Here is a 249-nt window from a genome sequence, read left to right on the forward strand (position 1 = left end):
GCATTGAGCACGCCCAACGGTTCACGCTGTGGCGTGACCGCGTAGGTCGCGTGAACGTACATGCCGCGCTGTGCTTCATACGACAACGGCCCCAGTCCAGCGATCTGCTGCCCGTTAAAGTTCAGCTCGGTCGTGTCATCCAAGCACAGCACCACCTCGCATGCCCGCATCCGCTCGGTCGAGCTCTGCCAGTGCGGCTCCATGACATCGGTCCATTCCAGCTTGTCCTGCGCGAAGAACCGATAAGCC

General features: G+C 61.4%; 1 pseudogene. It reads right to left on the minus strand.

Annotated elements, in window-relative coordinates:
• A pseudogene (locus GWC77_RS28980) lies at nt 1-249 on the minus strand (IS4 family transposase); the annotation flags it as partial.

This window comes from Paraburkholderia sp. NMBU_R16, from assembly GCF_013282575.1.
Classification (GTDB): domain Bacteria; phylum Pseudomonadota; class Gammaproteobacteria; order Burkholderiales; family Burkholderiaceae; genus Trinickia.